The sequence below is a fragment of the Millionella massiliensis genome (assembly GCF_900104655.1).
Taxonomy (GTDB): domain Bacteria; phylum Bacteroidota; class Bacteroidia; order Bacteroidales; family Rikenellaceae; genus Rikenella; species Rikenella massiliensis.
This window is the reverse complement of record NZ_FNWD01000002.1, coordinates 1,072,256-1,095,288: the sequence shown is the minus strand read 5'-3', so window position 1 is coordinate 1,095,288 and position 23,033 is coordinate 1,072,256. Positions and strand designations below refer to the sequence as shown.

Below are 23,033 nucleotides of genomic sequence, written 5' to 3'. Positions count from 1 at the left end.
ATGCAATTCACAGCCGAGATGATCGCCGGATTCCTCGGTGGATCCGTCGAAGGAAATAAGGACGCTGCGGTCAGCTCCGTAGCCAAAATCGAAGAGGCCAAGGCCGGAGACCTCGTGTTCCTCTCCAACCCCAAGTACGAAGAACACCTCTACCACACCGGCGCTACGATCGCCATCGTCAATCGCGACTTCCACGTGCAGCACCCCCTGCCCGAAGGACTCACCCTGTTGCGTGTCGATAACGCCTACAAGGCCTTCGCGTCGCTGCTCGATCTGTACGTCGCCAACAAACCCCGCAAAAGCGGCATCAGCCCCCTCGCTTCGATCCATCCGACGGCAACCATCGGGCAGAACGTCTACATTGGCGAATATGCCGTGATCGGCGAAGGTGCCATCGTTGGTGACGGAACCGAAATCTGGCCTCAGGTCTATGTCGGTGATCGCGTGCGCGTCGGCCAGGGCGTGAAACTCTTTCCCGGGGTGAAGATCTACGAAGAGTGCGTGATCGGTAACCACGTCACCGTCCATGGTGGAACCGTGATCGGCGGTGATGGCTTCGGTTTTGCCCCCACCGAGGACGGAACGTTCCAAAAGATTCCTCAGATCGGCAATGTTGTGATCGAAGACAACGTCGAAATCGGCTCCAACTGTGCCATTGACCGTGCCACCATGGGCTCCACCCGGATCCGTAAGGGCGCTAAACTCGACAACCTGATTCAGATTGCCCATAATGTTGTGATTGGCGAAAATACCGTGATGGCCGCTCAGGTCGGGATCGCCGGGTCGACCAAAGTCGGAAGCAACGTGATGATGGGCGGACAGGTCGGAGTCGTCGGACACATCACCATTGCCGACGGCGTTAAAATCGGTTCTCAGTCCGGTATCCCGAACAACATCCTCAAGCCCGGCATCACGGTCTTCGGGACCCCTGCCTATCCCGGTCTTGAGGGCCACCGCATTCAGGCTTCCGTCAAACAGCTGCCCGAGCTGCGCAAACAGGTGACCGAATTGGCCAAACAGGTAAAGGCACTCCAGGAACAACTGGCTGCCGTCAACAAGTAATCCACTCATTCATTCGATGGACCGAGCGGGGCGGAGAGGGAGAAGTGAAGGCTTCGATTTTTCTCCGTTCCGCTCGATCCGTCCGCCGCGAAATACTCTACGATGATTGTCCGTCGCAGCCGCGCAGAACGCGAGGAACAGTGCGTTACACCCGACCCGCTGGAGGGGAAAACCGTGATCGGAATCGACCCCGGAACCAATGTGCTGGGCTATGGAGTCCTGCACATCAGCGGGGGAGTCCCCCGCTGTAAGGTACTGGGAGTCGTCTCGCTCGGAAAGTTTCGTAACCCCTACCAAAAGCTCAAACACATCTTCGAACGGGTCAGTGCGCTGGTGCGGGAGTACCGCCCCGACGAAATGGCGCTCGAAGCCCCTTTCTTCGGCGATAATGTCCAAAGTATGCTCAAACTGGGGCGTGCCCAGGGGGTGGCCATGGCTGCTGCGCTGATGCAGGATGTTCCCGTGTTCGAATACTCGCCCCGGCGGGTCAAACAGGCCATCACGGGGCAGGGCGGAGCGTCGAAAGAGCAGGTCGCCGCTCTGTTGCAGAAAATTCTCGGCATCGGAACCACTCCTAAGGAGCTTGACGCGACTGATGGACTGGCCGTAGCCCTCTGTCACTATTATATCTCCTCCAGTCCGCTGGGGACCACGGTCGGCGAGCGTCGCAACTCGGGCGAGGTCAGCGGCGGAGCCAGCAGTTGGGCCGCTTACGTTAACAGCAATCCCGATCGGGTCAAATAACCCGGGGGACGGTGAGGAGAGTGGAAGGAGAGGGCGAACAAGGAAGCGGGCAAAGGGGAGTATGGGGGGCTTTCAGATCCGTGCAGTCAGGGCGTGTCGGCGAACTTACGTTAGGCGCTGTGACATTGCGAAAAAGTGGGCAAGGTAGAGTTGCGGCGAAGGCGTGAATGACCCTACATGGAAGGAGGCGGGTGTGCGGTGAGGCCGGCCGATTCGAAAAAATGCTTCCGAATCGGGGAACTTAATGAAACCAAACGGGGGCAAAAAACGTAATGTGAAGTAGAAAACAAAAAACACACGATAAACCAGTATGAAAAAACAACTTCTGTTGAGCATCGCCGCTCTGGCTTTGGCGGCCTGCGCACCCAAAGGGTACCAAGTAAAAGCCGATCTCGAAGGTCTCGAAGATGGACAGACCGTTTACCTGTCGGTTCTCCAGGGCAAAGTGCCGCGTGTGATCGACACCGCAACCGTTAGCGGCGGTCAGGTTACCTTCGCTGGCGAAATCGCCCTGCCGATGCTGGCCCAACTCACCGTCGGCGACAGCTCGGCTCAGGCTGCCGTTCAGTTCTTCCTCGAAAACAGCCCCATCAGTGTGAGCGGTTCGCTGGCCGAAGCCGATAGCATCCAGGTGACCGGGTCGGCCGAACAGGACCTCTACAAAAGCTACCTGACCGGTGTCGATACGCTCGGAAACTATGCCCAGTACACCGTCTTCGGGCGTGATTTCGTAAAACAGCACCCGAACAGCGTTGCTGCCGCTTATGTCTTCTTCCGTCGCGTGACTCCCGGTATGAACTTCTCCGAAATGCGCGAATTTGTCGCCGGTTTCGACTCGACCCTGCGTGCCAACTCGATCTACCTGAAACTGGTCGACGATATGGCAAACCGTCTGGAGATGACCAGCCCGGGGCATAAATTCGTCGATTTCACGCTGCCCGATACGACCGGTACGCCGGTGGCTCTGTCGTCCGTAGCCGGCCAGGGTAACTATGTGCTGCTCGACTTCTGGGCTTCGTGGTGCGGCCCCTGCCGTCGCGAAAACCCGAACGTGGTGGCTGCATACAACCAGTTCAAAGATAAAGGTTTCACGGTGTTCGGCGTATCGCTCGACCGTCCCGACGGACGCGATGCATGGATCAAAGCCATCAACAACGACGGCCTGACCTGGACCAATGTCAGCGACCTGAAATTCTGGGACTGCGCACCCGCACAGACCTATGGCGTGCGTTCGATCCCCTCGAACCTGCTGATCGGCCCCGACGGTACGATCGTGGCACGTAACGTGACCGGCAAGGCACTGATCGAAAAACTGAACGAAGTTTACGCCGCTGACGCCGAAACCAAGTAAGTCCGTACACAGGAGGGGACTGCGGCCAGGAGTTCAGATGTAGGTTGAACGCTCATGCAGCCGACCGATGTCCGACCTGCCGCCGGTGTCTGTAAAATCACCGGGCTTTCCGCAGAAATCCTCATAAAATTCTGTCATTCAAACGCCGTGGAGCGGGGATATCACCCCGATCCACGGCGTTTTTGACTGGTACGGCCCCGTGACCTCGAAAAATCCTTTTTCGAGTGAAAAAATCTGTTACCTTTGTTAGCCGGATATAATAAAAACGGCTCGCAGTCGTTTAAAGTAGTTGATACTACTTTAAAAAGCGGGAAATAGAACAGAATTTTCAACCAAGTAACCAACTTCAGAGACATTTTATATGAGCACAGTCGTAAATATCCAGGAGCTCAATGCCCGGATCGAACAGCAGAGCGCTTTCGTCGACCTGCTGACCCTCGAAATGAGTAAGGTGATCGTCGGTCAGAAACACCTTGTCGAGAGCCTGCTCATCGGGTTGCTCAGCGATGGGCATATCCTGCTCGAAGGGGTCCCCGGACTGGCAAAAACCCTGGCCATCAATACGCTGGCCGATGCTGTGGATGCCAAGTTCAGCCGTATCCAGTTCACCCCCGACCTCCTGCCGGCCGACCTGACCGGTACGATGATCTACAGTCAGAAAAACGAAGAGTTCACCGTCAAACTCGGCCCGATCTTCGCCAACTTCGTGCTCGCCGATGAAATCAACCGTTCGCCGGCCAAAGTGCAGTCGGCACTGCTCGAAGCCATGCAGGAACACCAGGTGACCATCGGTGACAATACCTATCAGCTGCCCCGTCCGTTCCTGGTGATGGCCACGCAGAACCCCCTCGAACAGGAGGGTACCTATCCGCTGCCCGAAGCGCAGGTCGACCGTTTCATGCTCAAGGTGAAGATCAGCTATCCCCAGAAGGAGGAAGAACGGCAGATTATCCGCCAGAACATGCTCGGTGCCAAGTTCCCCAAAGCATCGAAAGTCGTTACGCCCGAAGCGATCCTCAAGGCCCGCGAAGTGGTCAGCGAAGTCTATATGGACGAAAAGATCGAACGCTACATCGTCGATATTATTTTCGCTACCCGTGAACCGATGAGCTACGGACTCGACCGGCTGGCCACCATGATCGGCTACGGCTGCTCGCCGCGTGCCTCCATCGCGCTGGCCAAGGCCGCCAAAGCCTATGCCTTTATCAAACGCCGCGGGTACGTGATCCCCGAAGACGTTCGTGCCGTATGTCCCGACGTGATGCGCCACCGTATCGGTCTCACCTATGAAGCCGAAGCCGAGAACATCACCTCCGAAGACATCATCACCGAAATCCTGAACACCGTCGAAGTGCCGTAGTCGTTCTGCGGAAGGGATGCAGTGCTCGGTCATGCGATACGCAGTATCGCCCGTCCCGCCGCGGTCACGCGGACGCCGCCCGCGCAGGGCAGTCCCCGAAAATACGGCTCGAGTGGCAGGGTAGTTTCCGAAAATGCCGCGATGTGAGTGGCGTGGGGAAAGCCCGCTTGTGTGGCGTAGTCCCGGCAATCCCGCTTACGTGAGGTGGCTCGGAAAATAATGCCCGAAAAAATAACGACACGCTGGTCCGCAGCCCCTCTTCGAGCGTAATGGCGAAAGCCATTCCCCGCGCGGCGTGCGAAAAGCATCCGAAGATCAGAACCCTTCGCTCACTCCCGTTCAGATCGTGCACCCCAGATGCCCCCACCCGAAAGTTCGAACCTAACCCAAGGCGAACCCGATGAAAGAAAACGAAGAAGACATACTGAAGAAGGTCCGCAAGATCGAGATTAAGACCCGCGGCCTCTCGAACGACATATTTGCCGGGAAATACCACTCGGCCTTCAAAGGACGCGGTATGGCCTTCAGCGAAGTGCGCGACTACCGCATCGGCGACGACATCCGCGACATCGACTGGAACGTCACGGCCCGAAATCGCAAACCCTATATCAAGGTCTACGAAGAGGAACGCGAGCTGACCATGATGCTGCTCGTGGACGTCAGCGCCTCGCGCATGTTCGGTACGCAGGGCCAGCTCAAGAAGAACCTCATTACCGAAATTGCCGCCGTGCTCGCCTTCTCCGCCGCACAGAACAATGACAAGATCGGCTGCATCTTCTTCTCCGACCGCATTGAAAAATATATTCCGCCCAAGAAGGGGCGTCAGCACGTGTTGCGTATCATCAGCGATCTGGTCGATTTCCAGCCCGAAGGGCGCGGAACCGATCTGAACGGTGCGCTGCGCTTTTTCACCAACGTGATGAAAAAACGCTGCACCGCCTTCCTGCTCTCGGACTTTATGGACCTGACGCCCGACGCCGGAGACGTCAACTTCGAAGAGGGGCTGAAAATCGCCGCCTCGCGCCACGACGTGGTGGGGCTGCGCATCTATGACATCCGCGAGAGCCAGTTGCCCAACGTCGGAATCATCGAGATGCAGGACGCCGAAACCGGTCGCAAAGTGTGGGTCGATACCGCCTCGCAGAAGACACGCGACAACTATGCCCGCTACTGGGAGCTCGCCTCGACCGCTATCGCCCATGTGCTGACCAAATGCCGGGTCGACAGCGTGAATGTGGCCACCGGCGAAGACTACGTGGCCGCCCTGCTGAGGCTCTTCAAAATGAGATAACCGATAGGGGATGAAACGATACCAGAAAATATACCTTATGTTGTTGGCCGGTCTGCTGCTCGGGCCGATCAACTTCCAATCCGCACTGGCTCAGGAACGGGCGCCCGAAATCCATACCCGTTTCACGCGCGATACCATCATGATCGGCGACCAGTTCGCGATGCACCTCAATATCGAAAAGGACGTAGCGCAGGAGATTCAACTGCCCCAGTTCGAGAAAAACCAGCTCACCCCGCAGATCGAAGTGCTTGGCATCGACCGTATCGATACCCTCAGCCAAAACGGTCGGCGGATCAAACTCTGCGTGTCGTACCGCCTCACCTCCTTCGACGAGGGGACGCACACCCTCGGCGGATTCCCGGTCGTGTGGTCCTCGTCGCTCAACGACGCCAAGGCCGGTAAGGCCGATACCGTCTTCGCGCCCGAAACCATGCAGCTCACCGTCGGAACGTTTGATATTGACACCACCAAACAGCAGATTTTCGATATCAAACGCCCCATCAACACCCCGCTCATCTTCGACGAAATCAAAGAGTATGTCTATTGGGGTGCAGCGGCTGCCGTACTTTTGGCCGTAATTATCTATTTGGTCATCAAATATATCCGTCGCCGGAAAGGACGCACCGGTCCCAAACGGGTCGTGCCGCCCCACGTACAGGCTATCCGGGCGCTGGAGAAACTCCACAGCCGGAAACTTTGGCAAAACGGCAAACACAAGGAGTATTACTCCCAACTGGCTGACATCGTGCGTATCTATATAGAAGGTCGCTACAGTATCGGGGCCATGGAGATGACCTCGGACCAGATTCTCGACGCGATGCGTGAGGTCAACGACGAGCGGCTCCGCGAGAAACTCCGCGAACTCTTCTCGTTGGCCGACCTGGTGAAATTTGCCAAGATGACCCCCAGCCCCGAAGACAATGAACAGGCCTACTTCGACGCCTATTTCTACGTCGAAGAGACCAAGGAGATTCCCGATCCCGCCCAGAGTCCGGCCGCAGCCGGTGCCACCGCGACCGACGCTACCGAAATCCCGGGCGATGACCCTGAACCCGATCCCGAAAACGAAGATAAAGAGGAGGCGAACCAATGATGCGGAGGCTATTGATTATTCCGACCCTGCTGCTCATGCCCGCCGCCGTGTGGGCCCAGAAGGAGCGTGCCGACATCCGGCAGGGCAACCGCGCCTACTACGAAGGCAAATATCCCGAAGCCGAGGTCGGTTATAAACGGGCGCTCGAAAAGAATATCAGCTCCTACGAAGCCAACTTCAACCTGGCCGGAGCGCTCTACAAACAGGGCCGTTACGATGATGCGGCGGCCACTTATCAGCGGCTGGTGCAGGATGGTACCGATCTCGAGCGGCAGGCTTCGGCCTACTACAACATGGGTAACACGCTGGTCAAACAGCGCAAACTCGACGAGGCGATCGAAGCCTACAAAAACGCGCTGCGTCTGGTGCCCGATGACAAGGAGGCAAAGTTCAACCTGGCCTATGCCAAGAAACTGAAACAGGACGAAGACCAGAAGAACAACCAGAACCAGAATAATCAGAACAACCCCAATCAGGATCAGAACAATCCGAATGGTGGTGGAGGTCAGAACAATCAGGACCAAAACAAGGACCAGAATAAGGATCAAAACAAGGATCAGAACGACAAGAACCAGAACAAGGACCAGAACAAGAATCAGAATAAAAACAACCAGGACAAGAACCAGGGCGACAACCAGAAAGACAAGAATCAGGGCGGCCAGCAGCCTCAGCAGCAGCCTTCCACCTCGCGCGACGAGGCCGAGCGTATGTTGCAGGCCATTCAGGCCAGTGACGACAACACCAAGAAAAAGGTGGACGAGCAGAAGGCCCAGGCCGTCGGTGTCGGCTCCGGCAAACAGTGGTAGTGCGTCATTCGCTGCCCGGTGTGTCCGCGGAGGATTGTCCGGGAGAGCATGGCGGAACGTCCCCGCAACGGACAGCCGTGACGCCTCACAGTACGAATTACATAATAGAGCTTAGATGTTCGATATAGTAAGATTTGAAAACCCGCGTATCCTGTGGCTGCTGGTCGTACTGGCGCCCATGATTGCGTACTACGTCTATCGCACCATCCAGGGGCGTGCCGCCATGCAGGTCTCCACGGTGGCCGGAGTCCAGCGGCTCGGGCGAACCTATCGCTATTGGCTGCGCCATACCCCCTTCCTGCTGCGGTGTCTGGTCGTGGCACTGGTCATCTTCGCCATGGCCCGGCCGCAGACCTCCGAAGACCATCAGAACGTCAATGCCGAAGGGATTGACATCGTCATGGCCCTCGACATCTCCGGTTCGATGCTGGCCCGCGACTTTCAGCCCGACCGTCTCTCTGCCGCCAAGGATATCGGCTCGAAATTCATCATCGAGCGCCCAACGGACCGGATCGGTCTCGTGGTTTTTGCCGGCGAAGCCTTTACCCAGTCGCCCATCACCACCGACCACGTCTCGCTGGTGAACCTGATGAACCAGATCGAAAGCGGCATGATCGCCGATGGTACGGCCATCGGGAACGGTCTCGCGACAGCCGTCAACCGGCTCAAGCAGAGCGACTCGCCCAGTAAGGTCGTGATTCTGCTCACCGATGGGGTGAACAACAGCGGCCAGATCGACCCCCTCACCGCTGCACAGATCGCCGCCGACTACGGTATCCGCGTCTATACCATCGGAGTCGGGACAGAAGGGGTGGCCCCCACGCCGACGCTCAACGCCTGGGGCGGTATCTCGTTCGTACAGGCCAAGGTCGAGATCGACGAAAAGATGCTCGGCGAGATTGCCGACAAGACCGGCGGACGCTATTTCCGCGCTACGGACAATACCAAACTGGCTGAAATCTACGCCGAAATCAACCAACTCGAAAAAGCCAAAGTCGAAGTCGAAAACTTCGTCAAATACTCCGAAGTCTATCACCTGTGGCTGTTGCTGGCCGTCGGACTGCTCTTTGTGGAGATGCTCTGCCGATACATCTTCCTGCGTCAGATTCCGTAGCCCGAGTGGAGCGGGGGGGCTGAAACGGGGGCGGTTGAAACCAGAGTGGTCACGCCGGGCTGGCTGAAATCAGGGGATGACTGAAACGGAGCGGCCGAAAATGAGGAGTGTATGACCGTTTGTTTCGTGTGTGGCCCGGCGCCCGGCCATGCAGTGAAACGCGTTGAAAAACAAGTGTACCATGAACATGTTCAGATTTGCACAACCCGACTACCTGTGGCTCCTGTTGCTGGTGCCGCTGGCTGTTGTCGTCTATATCCTCTACCGTCGTGCGCAGAAACGGCGCCTGGCCCGTTTCGGTGACATTGAGGTGATCCGTCAGCTGATGCCCGAAGCGTCGCCCAAACGGATCCGTAACAAATTTATCCTGACGACGCTGGCGCTGACGCTGATGATTCTGGCGCTCGGCCAGCCGCAGTTCGGTGCCAAACTGCACGAAGTCACTCGCAAAGGGGTGGAGATCATGCTGGCCGTCGACGTCTCGAACAGTATGCTGGCCGAAGACTACGCTCCGAACCGGTTGGAGAGAACCAAAAATGCGGTGGGCCGGCTGATCGAACAGCTCGACAAGGACCGTGTCGGGATGGTTGTCTTTGCGGGCGATGCCTATATCCAGCTGCCCATCACGTCGGACTACATCTCGGCCAAAAGTTTCGTGAGCGGGTTGAATCCCGATATGGTCCCGCGTCAGGGCACCTCGATCGCCCGTGCCATCGAAGTGGCCACCCGTTCGTTCTCGGAACAGAGCCACCAGAGCCGCGCCATTATTCTGGTGACGGACGGTGAGAGCCACGATGACGACCCGATCGCGGCTGCCCAGATGGCCAAGGAGGCCGGCGTGGTGATCTACACGGTCGGCATCGGTACGCCCGAGGGGGCGCCGATCACGATCGGTGGTGAGACCATGAAAGATGAAAACGGGCAGATGGTCGTCTCGAAGCTCGACGAACAGACCCTGCAACAGATTGCGGTCCTCACGGGCGGCAGTTATGTGCGGGCCTCGGACCGTACCGTCGGACTGGACGAAATTCTCAAACAGATCGGCCAGATGGAGAAAAAGGAGTTTTCCTCGATGGCTTTTGCCGAGTACAACGACCAGTTCCACTACCTGTTGGCTGCGGCGCTGGCGATCCTGCTGTTCGAGTTCCTGATGCTCGACCGCAAGAACCGCCTGTTGGCCCGGATTTCGGTCTTCAAGTCGTAGACCCTCGGGAGAGCGGACGGATGGGCGTACGGTAGGACGAGAGGGTGCGAGTGGGGTGTAGAAGCAGGGGAGAAGGGGGGGCAGTGTGAGGTGGAACTGAGAGAGCGAGAGAGAAGAACGCTATAGTGTAGTGGAGCAGCGTGGGGTAGTATGAAAGGAATTGGACTGTTTGGGGGGGAGACAAGGTGTTTTCCACTGTAAAAACGGTGCAGTGTGCGAATGTGGAAACGAAATGAAAAACGGACGGCAGATCGAGCATGACACCGATGAAGGTGCAGTCGAGACGGCCGAAAGCATAGTAAAAAGATTACACAGCAAAAGATTAACTTTGCATATTGTATGAATACAAAGCCATTCAATCGATATTTACGTCGGATCACGATGTTGGTCTGCCTGCTGCTGGCCGGAAGCCTGAGCCTGGTTCGCGCGCAGGGCGACGTTGAGTTCGAAGTCCATGCGCCGCTGAAGGTCGTTCAGGGCGACCAGTTCCGAATCGAATTCTCGGTCAGCGCCCCCAATCTGGACGTCAATGCAGTTCAGTTTACGCAGCCTGCCATGAACGGTCTGAACGTGCTGGCCGGGCCGGTGCCTTCGAACGGGGTCTTCTCCTCCTTCATCAACGGGGTGTCGCAGACCCGCGTTACGGTGACCTACACCTTCTGGGTGCAGGCCGATAAGGCCGGCAAGATCGATCTGCCTGCCGCTACGGCCACGGTTGCCGGGAAAACCTACCAGACCAAACCCACGAGCATCGAATGTCTGACCCCCGATCAGGCGCGTCAGCAGAATCCTCAGGGGGCTCAAGGTGGGCGCGGGCAGCATCAGGGGGGAGGAAACGCCCAGCCTGTTGGAAAAGCCACGCTCAACTCGGACGATATCCTGCTCCGGATGGAGGTCAATAAAACCGATGTCTATAAAGGTGAACCCATTGTGGCCAGCCTTAAAATCTATACACAGGTCAACATTGTCGGTTTCGAAAATGTCAAGTATCCGGCTCTGAACGGTTTCTGGGCCCAGGAGATGGATGTTTCGGGTCAGCAGGGCGACAACCGCACGACGCTCGGCGGAAAGGTCTACCATACGCAGACCCTGCGCCAGTGGCTGCTCTATCCGCAGCGTACCGGAACGCTCGAAATCGAACAGGCCCAGTTTACGGCCATTGCTCAACTCGTGACCCAAACCCCGACGACCGGGTCGCCCTACGATATCTTCTTCGGCGGTGCGCCCGAGGTTAAAAACGTATCGAGCCGACTCGCCTCGTCGGCCGTAAAAATCCGCGTCAAGGAGCTGCCTCAGCCGCAGCCGGCCGATTTCACCGGAGCGGTCGGACAGTTTGAACTGGCTGGCATGATCTCCGGCGACCGCTTCTCGGCCAACTCCGCCGGTTCGATCATCCTGCGGCTCACCGGGACCGGTAACTTTCCGCTGGTCGAGGCGTCGCGCATCACACTGCCCGCAGCCTTCGAACAGTTCGACATGAAGACCAACGAACGGCTGACGAACACGGCAAACGGTACGACCGGCGAAAAGACTTTCGAATTCCCGTTCATTGCGCGTGCCGAAGGGAAATACGACATTTCCGGCGTCTCGTTCTCTTATTTCGACCCCGTGTCGGGTCAGTACAAATCGGTCAAGACACCTGACTTCCCGGTGGAAATCCTGCGTGACGAAGGGGGCGGAACCTCCGGGCTGGGCATGGTCTCGGGCGTAACCAAAGAGGACCTCAAGATGCTGGGTTCCGACATCCGCTTTATCCGGATGGGCAACCCGAAACTGGTGCCGCAGGGTAACGCTCTGCTTTGGTCCTGGAAATGGTTCCTCATCGTCTTCCTGCTGGCAGCGGCTTTTGCGGGCCTGCTCTTCTACCTGCAGAAGAACATCCGCGAACGCGCCGACATCGTTCGGGTGAAGACCAAAAAGGCGAACAAAGTGGCCCTGCGTCGTCTTAAACGTGCCAAAGGTTATATGAATGCCGGTAAGGAGAGCGCCTTCTTCGAAGAGCTGCTCCGGGCTTTGTGGGGCTATATGGGAGACAAACTGGCGATCGACGTGGCCAACCTGACCAAAGAACGTGTCCTGGGTGAACTGGTCGAAGGTCGTGGCGTGCCCGAAGAGCAGGCGCGTGAATTCCTGAGCCTGATCTCGGAGTGTGAATTCGCGCAGTATTCGCCTGCGGCTGGGGTCCAGATGGACAAGGCCTACAACGCGGCACTCGATCTGATCGGGCGGTTTGAATCCAAAATATGATGCTGGTTATGAGAACGATATATAATAAATACAGTCAAGTAAACAAATTGAATCGGATGGTTGCCTGGTGGCGGCGTGTGTGCCGTGCATGGCGTGGTGCCGCGCGTCTCGACATGGGAAACCAGGCGGAACGTACCGAAGGGGCATTGACTCCGGTCGTGCAGCCCGTTCCGGTCCGCACGTACGAAAAAGCAGCGTCAGTACGGCGCGGCTATGGAGCGCGGATGTGGTGCGTGGCGGGAATTTTGTCGGCCTCGATCGCGGTACTGCCGGCCAATGCCGAACAGGCCAATGCGGCTTCCGACACGGTGGCTGTGGCTACTACCGATACCTCCGCGCTGCTGAAGGCAGAGTCGCCGGTAGATGTGGCCGAGGGCGGAAAAATGATTCTGGACTCGATTTGGGCTCAGGCAAATGCCGCATACAGCAACGGCAACTATCGTCTGGCGGTCGACCGCTACGAGACGCTGCTCCAGCAGGGCGTGCACAGCAGCAAACTGTATTATAACCTTGGAAACAGCTGGTTCAAGCAGGGACGCATGGGGAAGGCAATCCTGAACTACAACCGTGCTCTGTTGCTCGACCCCACGGATGAAGATACGCAGTACAACCTGGCGATGGCCAATGCGCGCATTGTCGACAAAATCGACTCGGTTCCCGAATTCTTCCTCAAGACGTGGCTGCGCGATCTCGGACTGATGTTCAGTTCGGATACGTGGGCGGCGCTGGGACTGTTCTTCCTGGCAGTGACCTTTGCGGCGATCATTCTCTGGCTCCTTGCCGGGACGATGGGGCTGCGAAAACTCGGTTTTTACGGCGGGATAGTGTCGCTGGTGCTTTGCCTTGGAACCACGTTCTACGCCAATTTCCAACGGAATAGACTGTTGCACAACACGGAAGCCATCGTCATGAATCTGGTGGCTCCGGTCAAAAGCTCGCCTTCGGCCGGCAGCAAGGATATCTTCGTACTGCATGAGGGAACCCGGGTACGGATGCTCGAACAGCTCGACGGTTGGACCGAAATCGTCCTCTCGGACGGTAACAAGGGCTGGATCACTTCCAATGCCATCGAGGCGATTGTCAAAACCGACGACGGAGGCGCCCGATAGTGTCGAAACTGCTCGAAAACGTGGTCGGCGAGTTCGCCAAACTACCCGGCGTCGGACGGCGTACAGCTCTGCGGCTGGCTCTGCACCTGCTCAAGCAGGATGTTGAGGATGTCGATCTGTTTGCCGGTGCGATCTACCAGTTTCGCCGTGACATCCGCTGGTGCAAACAGTGTCGGAACCTCTCGGACGAGGAGTTGTGTCCGATCTGCTCGGATCCCAAACGTGACCACACGACAATTTGTGTGGTAGAGCAGGTGGGCGACCTGTTGTCGATCGAAAATACCGGGCAGTATAACGGATTATACCATGTGCTGGGTGGGGTCATCTCGCCCATTCAGGGGGTGTCGCCCTCCGATCTGCATGTCGATCTGCTGATCGACAATATTGCCCGACTGGGGGTCAAAGAGGTGATCCTGGCGTTGGGAACCACCATCGAGGGCGAGACGACTTCGTATTACCTGACCAAAAAATTGCAGCCTACGGGTGTGACGGTGTCGGTGATCTCGCGCGGGATCGGTTTCGGGGACGAGTTGGAGTATGCCGATGAGTTGACCATCACGCATGCCCTTCGGAATCGTCAGCGGGTGTGATCTCCGGGGTGGACCTTTCGGGGGGAGTGCAGGAGTAGAGGTGTGTGGCTGATTGTGAACCTGCGGCGATGGATGTGGAAAAGAGCGGGTCGTCTGTGGGCGAAATATTTCGGTGGGTAGAGAACGGGGGAATGTGAGTATGGGAAAATGTTAAGATGTGATGGTGAGCGATGTCTCTGCGGAAGGCTAGGTTGACGTTTGTCGATCTGTTGTCTGTTTTTGCCGTTCGGCTATTGATCTTTAGTCGATTATTTTTTCTTTCTATCTTTCGGTGCTGTTTCTTGGGGGGTGAATGCCTATTGAGGTATTTTCTCTGTTTGCCTGCGACAGGAGTTGAGGGGGCCTTTGCGTGCGTGAGTATCTGTTGCGGCGAGGCGAAAGTGTGACGCAGGGGGTGGAAACGTGCGGGGAGTGGAAATCTTTTTATATGCTTGTAGAACCGGTTAATCCCCATAGCAAGAGAGCATTGGATGCGGAGGCTAAAGTATAATCCGAGTTTCCCTTAGGTGGGCTCTGCGCCAGAGAGGCACTGTGTTCGGACAATTTTAAATGCTCCATATGCAAAAAAATCGCCGACTGTCCCCACGGACAGCCGGCGATTCTGCTATTGTGTATGTTTCGGAAGGTTTCCGTCCCCCCTATCTGTGGGCGGAGAGGTTAGTCTTCGACTTTCATGTTGTGGTATACGCGCTGCACGTCTTCGTCTTCTTCGAATTTCTCGATCAGTTTTTCGATGGCTTCGCGCTGTTCGGGGGTAACCTCTTTCTGGTCGTTCGGGATGCGCTCGAACTCACCGCTCAGAATTTCGTACCCTTTCTCTTCGAGGTAGCTTTGGATCTTGCTGAACGATTCGTAGGCACCGTAAATTACGATCTCCTGGGTACCGTCTTCGTTCTCTTCCGAGAATACTTCATCAACACCGTAGTCGATCAGTTCCAGTTCGAGTTCGTCGAGGTCGATGCCCTGCGGAGCCTTGATCTTGAAGACCGATTTGCGTTCGAACATGAAGTCGAGGCTGCCGGTGGTGCCCAGCGAACCGCCCGCTTTGTTGAAGTAGCTGCGGACGTTGGCTACCGTACGGGTGTTGTTGTTGGTGGCGGCTTCAACCACGATGGCGATCCCGTAGGGACCGTAGCCGTCGTATTGGATCTCTTTGTAGTCGGCGTCGGTATCTTTCGAGATGGCCCGCTTGATGGCGCGTTCCACGTTCTCTTTGGGCATGTTTTCAGACTTGGCCGTCTGGATCAGCATACGCAGACGAGGGTTGCCTGACGGGTCGGGACCTCCGGCTTTGACGGCGATCACGATCTCTTTGCCCAAGCGGGTGAAAGTTCTGGCCATATTGCCCCAGCGCTTGAATTTACGCGCCTTGCGGAATTCGAAAGCTCTTCCCATAACTCTTTTCGGTTCAGTGGTAAAGTGTATCAGTTTTTATAATTGTCGCAAAGGTAGGGCTTTTCGGCGAAATTGAAAAGCGAACTTTTCCTGCAATATGCTATCTTTGAAAGTCTGGGCCCGATTCCGGATGGAGTGCTTCCCCGGAAACGTCCGATTTCGTCTGGGCGTGCGGGCAGGGAGGGGGATCGCGGTGCGGTCACCGTAAACGTGTAACCGATGAACTGATCTGTGTAATGACCCATTGTCCGAATACTAAATTACTTGCCATGGTCTGGGGACACCGCTTGTTTCGGGATGAGGAGGTGTGGGCTCCCGAAAGGAATGTCACGGTGGAGAGTCCGGGATATGTCTCCGAGTCGTCGGGAACTGCATCGGATGGCGATGGCCCTGATTTTCTGAACGCCGCTGTTCGGTATGGCGATACGGTGATTTACGGCGGGGTGCGAGTCGACGGTCGGGCGTCGGAGTGGCGAGAAACCGGTCGAATGACCGATCCGGCTTTCGATGGAGTCGCTTTCCACGTGGTTGGCGAGCGCGACCGGGTGCTGGTGCGTGACGGGCATCCGGTCCGGACGCTGGTACTCACGCCGGCTCCCGAACTGGAACTGCTTCATGCGCAGATGCTCGACCAGGCAGCCGCAGGGGCCGACGGTTGTGTCGGCTTTTTCGGGGCTCTCGAGCCGGTCGAGCAGGAGCAGATTCTGGCGCGGCTGCTCTCCGACAGGCTTCGACGTAAAACGGCCGAGGTCGAACGGTTGTGCCATGAGTTGGGCGGCGACTGGGAACAGACGGCTTACGTCTGCTATCTCCGTTCGCTGGGGATGGGTGATCGCAAGCAATCCTACGAAGCGTTGGCCCGCTCGATCCCGTTGCGCTGTTTCGTCCGGTGTGCGGGCAACCGGCAGCAGGCCGAGGCGTTGCTGCTCGGACAGTCGGGTTACCTGACGGCGGCACCTTCGTCCGATCCCGAAATCCGCCAGTTGCAGGATATTTATCTGACGCTGAAACAGGAGTATGGTTTGCGCCGGCCGGTGGTGGCGTGGGGCGGTGCGGGAGTGAGACCCGCTTCGCTGCCTCCCGCGATGCTCCGGCAGGCGGCGGCACTCCTGACCTCCACTCCCTTGCTGGCCAGTGCGATCCGCCAGGCTGTCGACGGAGGGATGACGGCGTTGCGTGACCTCTTCGGGCAGACCGGTATGGGGGTGTCGCCCGAAAAGATCGACCTGCGGATCATCAACCTGGTCATTCCGCTGCTCACGGCCATCGGAATGGAGGCGGGCGATGCCGAGTTGCGCGACCGTGCGCTGGCGCTCTACGAAGAGGTGGCTCCCGAAGTCAATCGCTATACGCGGCATTGGGGTGAAGTTTTCGACCTGATGAGCGCAGCCGATTCGCAGGCCGTTATCCAGCTTTGCACGGAGTATTGTGCCCGACGGCGCTGCGCCGAGTGCCCCGTGGGGGTGCTGCGGCTGGTGCGGCTCTGGAAAAAGCTCGGTTCCAACAAATAAGGTTGCCCGATTGAAGGGGTATTCCGATTCTGACGGATGGAGCCCACGGAGCTCGGACGGTTGTCAGGGGGCTCCGAAACAACTTTCGTGTGCCGAATCGCTGTAAATCCGTGAAATATTAGTATCTTTGGTTCTTTCAAACGGACGGCCTGAGGCTTTGCTCGGGCAATCTGTTGTGTGTCAGAAAATTAAAACGAGACTAACATAAATATGAGTGTAACAGCAAGTCTGCTGAAGATCTTCTTCGGAAGCAAAGCGGACAAAGACCGCAAGGCGATCCAACCGATTGTGGACAAAATCCTGGCCATCTATCCCGAGATCGAAAAGCTTTCCGACGATGAACTGCGTGCCCGCGTGACGGGTTTCAAAGAGTTGATCCGCGAACGCCTCAAGGAGGACGAAGACCGCATTGCCGAACTCAAAGCCAAACTCGAAGCCGCTGACGTCGAAATCGACGAAAAGGAACGCATCGCTACCGAAATCGACCGGCTGAAAAAACATGTCAACGAGACGATCGAAACCGTGCTGAACGAGATTCTGCCCGAAGTGTTCGCCATCGTTAAGGATACGGCCCGTCGTTTCGCCCAGAACGAAACCATCACCGTGACCGCCACCGACGCCGACCGCGAACTGGCTGCCGAAGGCAAGGATTTCGTGCGGATCGACGGCGACAAGGCCATCTACCAGAACCACTGGCTCGCCGGCGGGAATGAAATCAAGTGGGACATGATCCACTACGACGTGCAGCTCTTCGGCGGCGTCGCACTCCACAAAGGCAACGTGGCCGAAATGGCGACTGGTGAAGGTAAAACCCTCGTGGCGACCCTCCCGGTGTTCCTCAATGCCCTGGCCGGCAAAGGGGTCCACGTGGTGACCGTCAACGACTACCTCGCCCGACGCGACTCCGAATGGATGGGCCCGATCTACGAATTCCACGGCCTGACCGTCGACTGCATCGACAAACACCAGCCCAACTCCGACGAACGCCGCCGCGCCTACAACTGCGACATCACCTTCGGGACCAACAACGAATTCGGTTTCGACTACCTGCGTGACAACATGGCCATCGAACCCGGCGACCTCGTACAGCGCGAACACCATTACGCCATCGTCGACGAGGTCGACTCCGTGTTGATCGACGACGCCCGTACCCCGCTGATTATCTCCGGTCCCGTGCCCCGCGGCGAAGACCAGATGTTCGAAGAGTATCGCGGACAGGTCGAGTCGCTCTACAACCTGCAACGTAACCTCTGCACCTCGCTGCTCTCCGAAGCCCGCAAAGTCATCGCCGACGGTGACGAAGCTAAAGGCGGCAAGTTGCTGCTGGCCGTTCACAAAGGGTTGCCCAAGTACAAACCGCTGATCAAGTTCCTCTCGGAACCCGGCATGAAGGCCCTGATGCAGAAGACCGAAAACTTCTACATGCAGGACAACAGCAAACGCATGCACGAGGTGACCGACGACCTCTACTTCATCATCGACGAAAAACTTCACTCCGTCGAACTCACCGACAAGGGACACGATGCGCTGGCCGGAAATATCAACGACAAGCGCTTCTTCATCCTGCCCGACATCGGAACCGAAATCGCCAACCTCGAAAAGAGCGACCTCACGGTCGAAGAGCGTCTTTCGGCCAAAGACAAACTCCTCAGCGAGTATGCCCTCAAGGCCGAACGCGTCCACACCGTTCATCAGCTGCTCAAGGCTTACGCCCTCTTCGAAAAGGATACCGAATATGTGGTGATGGACAACAAGGTCAAGATCGTCGACGAACAGACCGGCCGTATCCTCGACGGACGCCGCTACTCCGACGGTCTGCACCAGGCCATCGAAGCCAAGGAGCGCGTCAAGGTTGAGGCTGCTACCCAGACCTTCGCCACCATTACGCTCCAGAACTACTTCCGCATGTACCACAAGCTGGCCGGTATGACCGGTACGGCCGAAACCGAAGCATCGGAACTCTGGAACATCTACAAGCTGGATGTCATCGTGATCCCCACCAACCGACCCGTGATCCGAAAAGACTACCAGGACCTGATCTATAAGACCAAACGCGAAAAATACGCCGCCGTGATCGACGAAATCGTCAAACTGGTCGGCGAAGGACGCCCCGTGCTGGTCGGGACCACCTCGGTCGAAATCTCCGAGCTGCTCTCGAAGATGCTCAAGCTTCGCGGGATCAAGCACAACGTGCTGAACGCCAAGCAGCACCAGCTCGAAGCGCAGATCGTGGCCGAAGCCGGACGTCCCGGTCAGGTGACCATCGCAACGAACATGGCAGGTCGTGGTACCGACATCAAACTGACCCCCGAAGTGCGCGAGGCCGGCGGTCTGGCCATCATCGGTACCGAACGCCACGAATCGCGTCGTGTCGACCGTCAGCTGCGTGGTCGTGCCGGTCGTCAGGGCGACCCCGGTTCGTCGCAGTTCTTCGTTTCGCTCGAAGACGACCTGATGCGTCTGTTCGGCTCCGAACGCATCGCCCGACTCATGGACTCCATGGGCCTCAAGGAGGGCGAAGTGATCCAGGCTGGCATGATGAGCCGTGCCATCGAACGCGCTCAGAAAAAGGTCGAAGAGAACAACTTCGGTATCCGTAAACGGCTGCTTGAGTACGACGACGTGATGAACTCGCAGCGTGAAGTGATCTACGCCCGTCGCCACAATGCCGTATTCGGCGAACGCATCGAAGTCGATGTCAACAACATGATGACCGACTTTGCCGAGACCTTTATCGAAAACTACCGCGGACTGCCCTTCGACGAATTCAAAGTCGAACTGATCCGTCAAATCTCGATCGAACCGTCATTCACCGAGGAGGAATACAACGACCTCAAGGATCAGCAGCTCGCCGAATTGTTGCTGGGTGACATGCGCAGCGCCCTCAAACGCCGCGCCAGCCAGATCGCCCAACAGGCCTATCCGGTGCTCGAAGCCATCTATAAGGAACAGGGCGACCGCTTCGAAAACGTTTCGATTCCGCTGACCGACGGTAAGCGTGGCATGAACGTGCCCGTGAACTTCAAACGGGTGATCGAAACCAAAGGGCTCGAAATCCACAAGGCCTTCAGCCGCATCATGATGCTGATTACGATCGACGATGACTGGAAAGAGCACCTGCGCGAAATGGACGACCTCAAACAGTCGGTTCAGAACGCCGCTTACGAACAGAAAGACCCGCTGTTGATCTACAAGTTCGAATCCTTCGAACTCTTCCGCAAGATGATCGAGAAGATCAACCGCGAGGTGCTGTCGATGTTGTTGAAGGTTTACCTGCCGATGGCTCCGGCCGGGACCGCTCCCGGTGCCGGACAACCGCAGCAGCAGGCTCAGCCGCAGGCAGCTGCCCAGCCCCAGCAGGCTATTCCGGCGCGGAATCGGCCCGATATGAGCCGGATGCAGACTTCGCGCAGCGAAACGCCCGTAGCGGCGGGTGGAGGATCGGCGGCTTCGTCGAGTGCCAAACCGGCACCGGCCCACGCCGAAAAACGGGTCGGACGAAACGATCCCTGTCCGTGCGGTTCCGGTAAGAAATACAAGAACTGCCACGGGGCAGCCTGATGATTCGCGGGGGGAGGCCGAAAGGCCGGCCCCCCGCGCTCATTTTACCGGGTGCCGCTGCGAGTAGCGTGCAAATGGGGAGGGGAGACAGTAAGAGGGGGGCAGATGACGATACGGTAGTCGATCGTTTCGGGGAGGGGGCAGGAGAGGGTAAGGCGTTGAGGCGAAAGGCGGGGAAGGGAGCGAAAACGGAAAGGGCTTCGTGCTGGGTGAGAAGGTGTGAAACGGGGGGCAAATCAGGGAGACGAAGTGTGGGAGGGGAAAGTCAGGCGATGTTGAAGGGGCAGAAGTGCTGGTAGAGGAGAACAGAATGGATGGTGATTGTGTCGTCAGGCTTTACTGGCTAGAAGACTTGGGGAAAATACGTCCGCAGGATTGGATCCGTGATTTGCGCTATCAATGTGGGAGAATTGCGCCCCAATTGAAGGGTGTGGGTGGAGATTGTTTGGCTGCCGTTTAATGCTCGCAGTGTTGTTGTCTGTTGCATGTTGTGTTTGCTGTTTGTTGTCAGCGAGTTCCCGTCTCTGGTTATGTCTGACCTGAGGAGAGGGGAGACTGACTGCTGTGGAGATGTGCGTAACAGAAGCGTATAAAAGGACGCCGCCCGCGGATAATCGTTATCCGCGGGCGGCGTCCTTTTTTATGGTTTCACCTTAAGGTCGGGTTTTCGGGTTATTGCGGGCAGGTTGCTGTTTCCGATGCAAACATATGTGTTATTTCTTCTGCATTCTCTGCATCTCCGGGCTTTATTCTTGCTCCCGATACCAGGCAGCCGACCTCTTTCCTTCGCCCGATGGCTTCTCCGGGAGGGAGGTTACTGTTGGGTGGCGGCAACCCAGGCCTTGACTTCGTCGGCGGTCGGATTTTTCAGTCCCAACTTGTTCTTCTTGTTAAAGCCGCACAGATCGTTGAACAGTTTACCGGGGGCCAGGTTGCTCAGCGAGGCGACGGTGATGTAACCCATCTTTTGCAGGACGGGTACCCATTCGGCTGCGATGCCCAGTGCCGTATAGGCGCTTTCTTCGTCGCGGGTGGCTTTCTTTTCGGGGCGCATCTGCGGGAAGAACAGGACGTCCTGGATGGTCGGCTGGTTGGTCATGAACATGACCAGACGGTCGATCCCGATCCCCATGCCGGAGCAGGTCGGCATTCCGTATTCCAGCGCGCGGACAAAGTCCATGTCGATGAACATGGCCTCGTCGTCGCCCTTCTCGGAGAGGCGCAACTGGTCCTGGAACCGTTCGAGCTGGTCGATCGGGTCGTTCAACTCGGAGTAGGCGTTGCAAAGCTCCTTGCCGTTTACGAACAGTTCGAAACGCTCGGTCAGTTCGGGATTGTCGCGGTGGCGCTTGCACAGGGGCGACATCTCAATCGGGTAGTCGGTGATGAAGGTGGGCTGGATCAGATCCTCTTCGCACTTGGCTCCGAAGATGGCATCGATCAGTTTGCCTTTGCCCATCGTCTCGTCGGTCTCGATTCCCATCCGGTCGCACGCCTCGCGAAGTTCCTCTTCGCTTTTGCCGGTGATGTCGTAGCCGGTCTTCTCGAGGATCGCATCGGTCATGGTCAGGCGGCGGAACGGTGCCTTGAATTCGATCTGACGGTCGCCGATGGTTACCTGGGTATTGCCGTCGTGCAGGGCTTTGGCCACGGTCTCCAGCATCTGTTCCGTGAAGTTCATCATCCAACGGTAGTCCTTGTAGGCAACGTAGATCTCCATGCAGGTGAACTCGGGGTTATGGGTGCGGTCCATCCCTTCGTTGCGGAAGTTCTTACCGAATTCGTATACGCCTTCGAATCCGCCCACGATCAGTTTCTTCAGGTACAACTCCGTGGCGATACGCATATAGAGGTCAATGTCCAGCGAGTTGTGGTGGGTGATGAACGGACGGGCAGCGGCTCCGCCGGGGATCGGTTGCAGGATGGGGGTCTCAACCTCCACGTAGCCGCGTTCGTTGAAGAACTGGCGCATCGTGGCGATGATTTTCGACCGTTTGAGGAATACCTCTTTGACCGGCGGGTTGACGATCAGGTCGACGTAACGCATACGGTAACGCTGTTCGGGGTCGCTGAAAGCGTCGAATACCTGACCGTCTTTCTCCTTGACGATGGGCAGCGGACGCAGCGACTTGCTTAGGACGGTGAATTCGCGGCAGTGTACGGAGAGCTCGCCCATGTTGGTGACAAAGGCATATCCCTTGACGCCGACAATGTCGCCGATGTCAAGGAGTTTTTTGAATACGGTGTTGTAGAGCGTGGGGTCGCCTTCGGGGCAGATGTCGTCGCGGCGGATGTATACCTGGATCCGGCCGGTGTGGTCCTGCAGCTCGAAAAAGGCGGCGCTGCCCATAATCCGGCGGCTCATGATGCGGCCGGCAATGGTGACATCCTGGTAGTTCGGATTCTCGGGGGTGTAACCGGCACGAATCTCGGCCGTGGTCGTGTTGACGGGATATTCGGCGGCGGGATAGGGCTCGATTCCCAGTTCTCGCAGCTTTTTCATCGATTCGCGGCGCAGGATTTCCTGTTCGCTCAGTTCCGTAATTTCCATATCTCTTTGAAACTCTGTTGACTCGATTTAAATCTTCTCCCATG

General features: G+C 57.2%; 16 protein-coding genes. 14 read left to right on the top strand and 2 right to left on the bottom strand.

Annotated features, from left to right (window positions below):
* The 12 genes from lpxD to recR all read left to right on the top strand — a co-directional run bounded on the left by lpxD (position 1) and on the right by recR (position 13,971).
* The gene (gene lpxD, locus BQ5379_RS04330; RefSeq protein WP_071134299.1) at positions 1-1,062 is read left to right on the top strand and encodes a UDP-3-O-(3-hydroxymyristoyl)glucosamine N-acyltransferase; all 1,062 of its coding nucleotides are present in this window, start codon (positions 1-3) and stop codon (positions 1,060-1,062) included.
* A 102-nt stretch (positions 1,063-1,164) separates the two neighbouring features.
* Positions 1,165-1,806, top strand: coding sequence for a crossover junction endodeoxyribonuclease RuvC (gene ruvC, locus BQ5379_RS04325; protein WP_083377582.1), 642 nt, complete (start codon positions 1,165-1,167; stop codon positions 1,804-1,806).
* Positions 1,807-2,116: 310 nt separating this feature from the next.
* Positions 2,117-3,157 (top strand): TlpA disulfide reductase family protein, encoded by a 1,041-nt coding sequence (locus tag BQ5379_RS04320; protein ID WP_071134298.1) that lies wholly within the window; start codon positions 2,117-2,119, stop codon positions 3,155-3,157.
* A gap of 361 nt (positions 3,158-3,518) precedes the next feature.
* Positions 3,519-4,517, top strand: a complete 999-nt coding sequence (locus BQ5379_RS04315) for an AAA family ATPase (RefSeq protein ID WP_071134297.1) — start codon at positions 3,519-3,521, stop codon at positions 4,515-4,517.
* Positions 4,518-4,917: 400 nt separating this feature from the next.
* The gene (locus BQ5379_RS04310) at positions 4,918-5,808 is read left to right on the top strand and encodes a DUF58 domain-containing protein (protein ID WP_071134296.1); all 891 of its coding nucleotides are present in this window, start codon (positions 4,918-4,920) and stop codon (positions 5,806-5,808) included.
* A gap of 10 nt (positions 5,809-5,818) precedes the next feature.
* The gene (locus BQ5379_RS04305) at positions 5,819-6,901 is read left to right on the top strand and encodes a hypothetical protein (RefSeq protein ID WP_071134295.1); all 1,083 of its coding nucleotides are present in this window, start codon (positions 5,819-5,821) and stop codon (positions 6,899-6,901) included.
* Entirely contained in the window at positions 6,898-7,707 is an 810-nt protein-coding gene (locus BQ5379_RS04300; RefSeq protein WP_083377581.1) for a tetratricopeptide repeat protein, read from the top strand. Before BQ5379_RS04305 ends, BQ5379_RS04300 begins: the two co-directional genes overlap by 4 nt.
* Positions 7,708-7,822: 115 nt before the next feature.
* Positions 7,823-8,821: a vWA domain-containing protein gene (locus BQ5379_RS04295; RefSeq protein ID WP_071134294.1), complete on the top strand. Its 999-nt coding sequence runs from the start codon at positions 7,823-7,825 to the stop codon at positions 8,819-8,821.
* Positions 8,822-9,008: 187 nt separating this feature from the next.
* On the top strand, positions 9,009-10,025 hold the full coding sequence (locus BQ5379_RS04290) for a VWA domain-containing protein (RefSeq protein WP_071135542.1): 1,017 nt from the start codon (positions 9,009-9,011) through the stop codon (positions 10,023-10,025).
* A gap of 339 nt (positions 10,026-10,364) precedes the next feature.
* A complete protein-coding gene (locus tag BQ5379_RS04285) occupies positions 10,365-12,272 on the top strand; it encodes a BatD family protein (RefSeq protein WP_083377580.1) in 1,908 nt (635 codons plus the stop codon).
* Between the two features lie 8 nt (positions 12,273-12,280).
* Positions 12,281-13,381 carry a tetratricopeptide repeat protein gene (locus BQ5379_RS04280; RefSeq protein WP_159431212.1) on the top strand — a complete coding sequence of 367 codons (1,101 nt, stop codon included), beginning with the start codon at positions 12,281-12,283 and terminating at the stop codon, positions 13,379-13,381.
* Positions 13,381-13,971, top strand: coding sequence for a recombination mediator RecR (recR, locus tag BQ5379_RS04275; protein WP_071134292.1), 591 nt, complete (start codon positions 13,381-13,383; stop codon positions 13,969-13,971). Before BQ5379_RS04280 ends, recR begins: the two co-directional genes overlap by 1 nt.
* Before the next feature lie 657 nt (positions 13,972-14,628).
* On the opposite strand, the gene BQ5379_RS04270 is transcribed toward recR, so the two are convergent.
* Complete coding sequence (locus BQ5379_RS04270) at positions 14,629-15,366, bottom strand: YebC/PmpR family DNA-binding transcriptional regulator (protein ID WP_071134291.1); 738 nt, start codon at positions 15,364-15,366, stop codon at positions 14,629-14,631.
* A 269-nt stretch (positions 15,367-15,635) separates the two neighbouring features.
* Between BQ5379_RS04270 and BQ5379_RS04265 the strand changes: the two genes are divergently transcribed.
* On the top strand, positions 15,636-16,877 hold the full coding sequence (locus BQ5379_RS04265; RefSeq protein ID WP_159431211.1) for a DUF2851 family protein: 1,242 nt from the start codon (positions 15,636-15,638) through the stop codon (positions 16,875-16,877).
* 210 nt (positions 16,878-17,087) lie between these two features.
* The gene (gene secA / locus BQ5379_RS04260; protein ID WP_071134289.1) at positions 17,088-20,438 is read left to right on the top strand and encodes a preprotein translocase subunit SecA; all 3,351 of its coding nucleotides are present in this window, start codon (positions 17,088-17,090) and stop codon (positions 20,436-20,438) included.
* Between the two features lie 814 nt (positions 20,439-21,252).
* Here secA and lysS read toward each other — a convergent pair.
* Complete coding sequence (gene lysS, locus BQ5379_RS04250; protein ID WP_071134287.1) at positions 21,253-22,989, bottom strand: lysine--tRNA ligase; 1,737 nt, start codon at positions 22,987-22,989, stop codon at positions 21,253-21,255.
* Between the last annotated feature and the right edge of the window lie 44 nt (positions 22,990-23,033).

Bases quoted from the DNA above. Each gene is read 5' to 3' on its own strand.
- BQ5379_RS04305 (WP_071134295.1), top strand. From the start codon at position 5,819: ATGAAACGATACCAGAAAATATACCTTATGTTGTTGGCCGGTCTGCTG.
- lpxD (WP_071134299.1), top strand. From the start codon at position 1: ATGCAATTCACAGCCGAGATGATCGCCGGATTCCTCGGTGGATCCGTC.
- BQ5379_RS04295 (WP_071134294.1), top strand. From the start codon at position 7,823: ATGTTCGATATAGTAAGATTTGAAAACCCGCGTATCCTGTGGCTGCTG.
- lysS (WP_071134287.1), bottom strand. From the start codon at position 22,989: ATGGAAATTACGGAACTGAGCGAACAGGAAATCCTGCGCCGCGAATCG.
- BQ5379_RS04270 (WP_071134291.1), bottom strand. From the start codon at position 15,366: ATGGGAAGAGCTTTCGAATTCCGCAAGGCGCGTAAATTCAAGCGCTGG.
- secA (WP_071134289.1), top strand. From the start codon at position 17,088: ATGAGTGTAACAGCAAGTCTGCTGAAGATCTTCTTCGGAAGCAAAGCG.
- ruvC (WP_083377582.1), top strand. From the start codon at position 1,165: ATGATTGTCCGTCGCAGCCGCGCAGAACGCGAGGAACAGTGCGTTACA.
- BQ5379_RS04320 (WP_071134298.1), top strand. From the start codon at position 2,117: ATGAAAAAACAACTTCTGTTGAGCATCGCCGCTCTGGCTTTGGCGGCC.
- BQ5379_RS04310 (WP_071134296.1), top strand. From the start codon at position 4,918: ATGAAAGAAAACGAAGAAGACATACTGAAGAAGGTCCGCAAGATCGAG.
- BQ5379_RS04265 (WP_159431211.1), top strand. From the start codon at position 15,636: ATGGTCTGGGGACACCGCTTGTTTCGGGATGAGGAGGTGTGGGCTCCC.
- BQ5379_RS04285 (WP_083377580.1), top strand. From the start codon at position 10,365: ATGAATACAAAGCCATTCAATCGATATTTACGTCGGATCACGATGTTG.
- BQ5379_RS04290 (WP_071135542.1), top strand. From the start codon at position 9,009: ATGTTCAGATTTGCACAACCCGACTACCTGTGGCTCCTGTTGCTGGTG.
- BQ5379_RS04280 (WP_159431212.1), top strand. From the start codon at position 12,281: ATGAGAACGATATATAATAAATACAGTCAAGTAAACAAATTGAATCGG.
- BQ5379_RS04315 (WP_071134297.1), top strand. From the start codon at position 3,519: ATGAGCACAGTCGTAAATATCCAGGAGCTCAATGCCCGGATCGAACAG.
- BQ5379_RS04300 (WP_083377581.1), top strand. From the start codon at position 6,898: ATGATGCGGAGGCTATTGATTATTCCGACCCTGCTGCTCATGCCCGCC.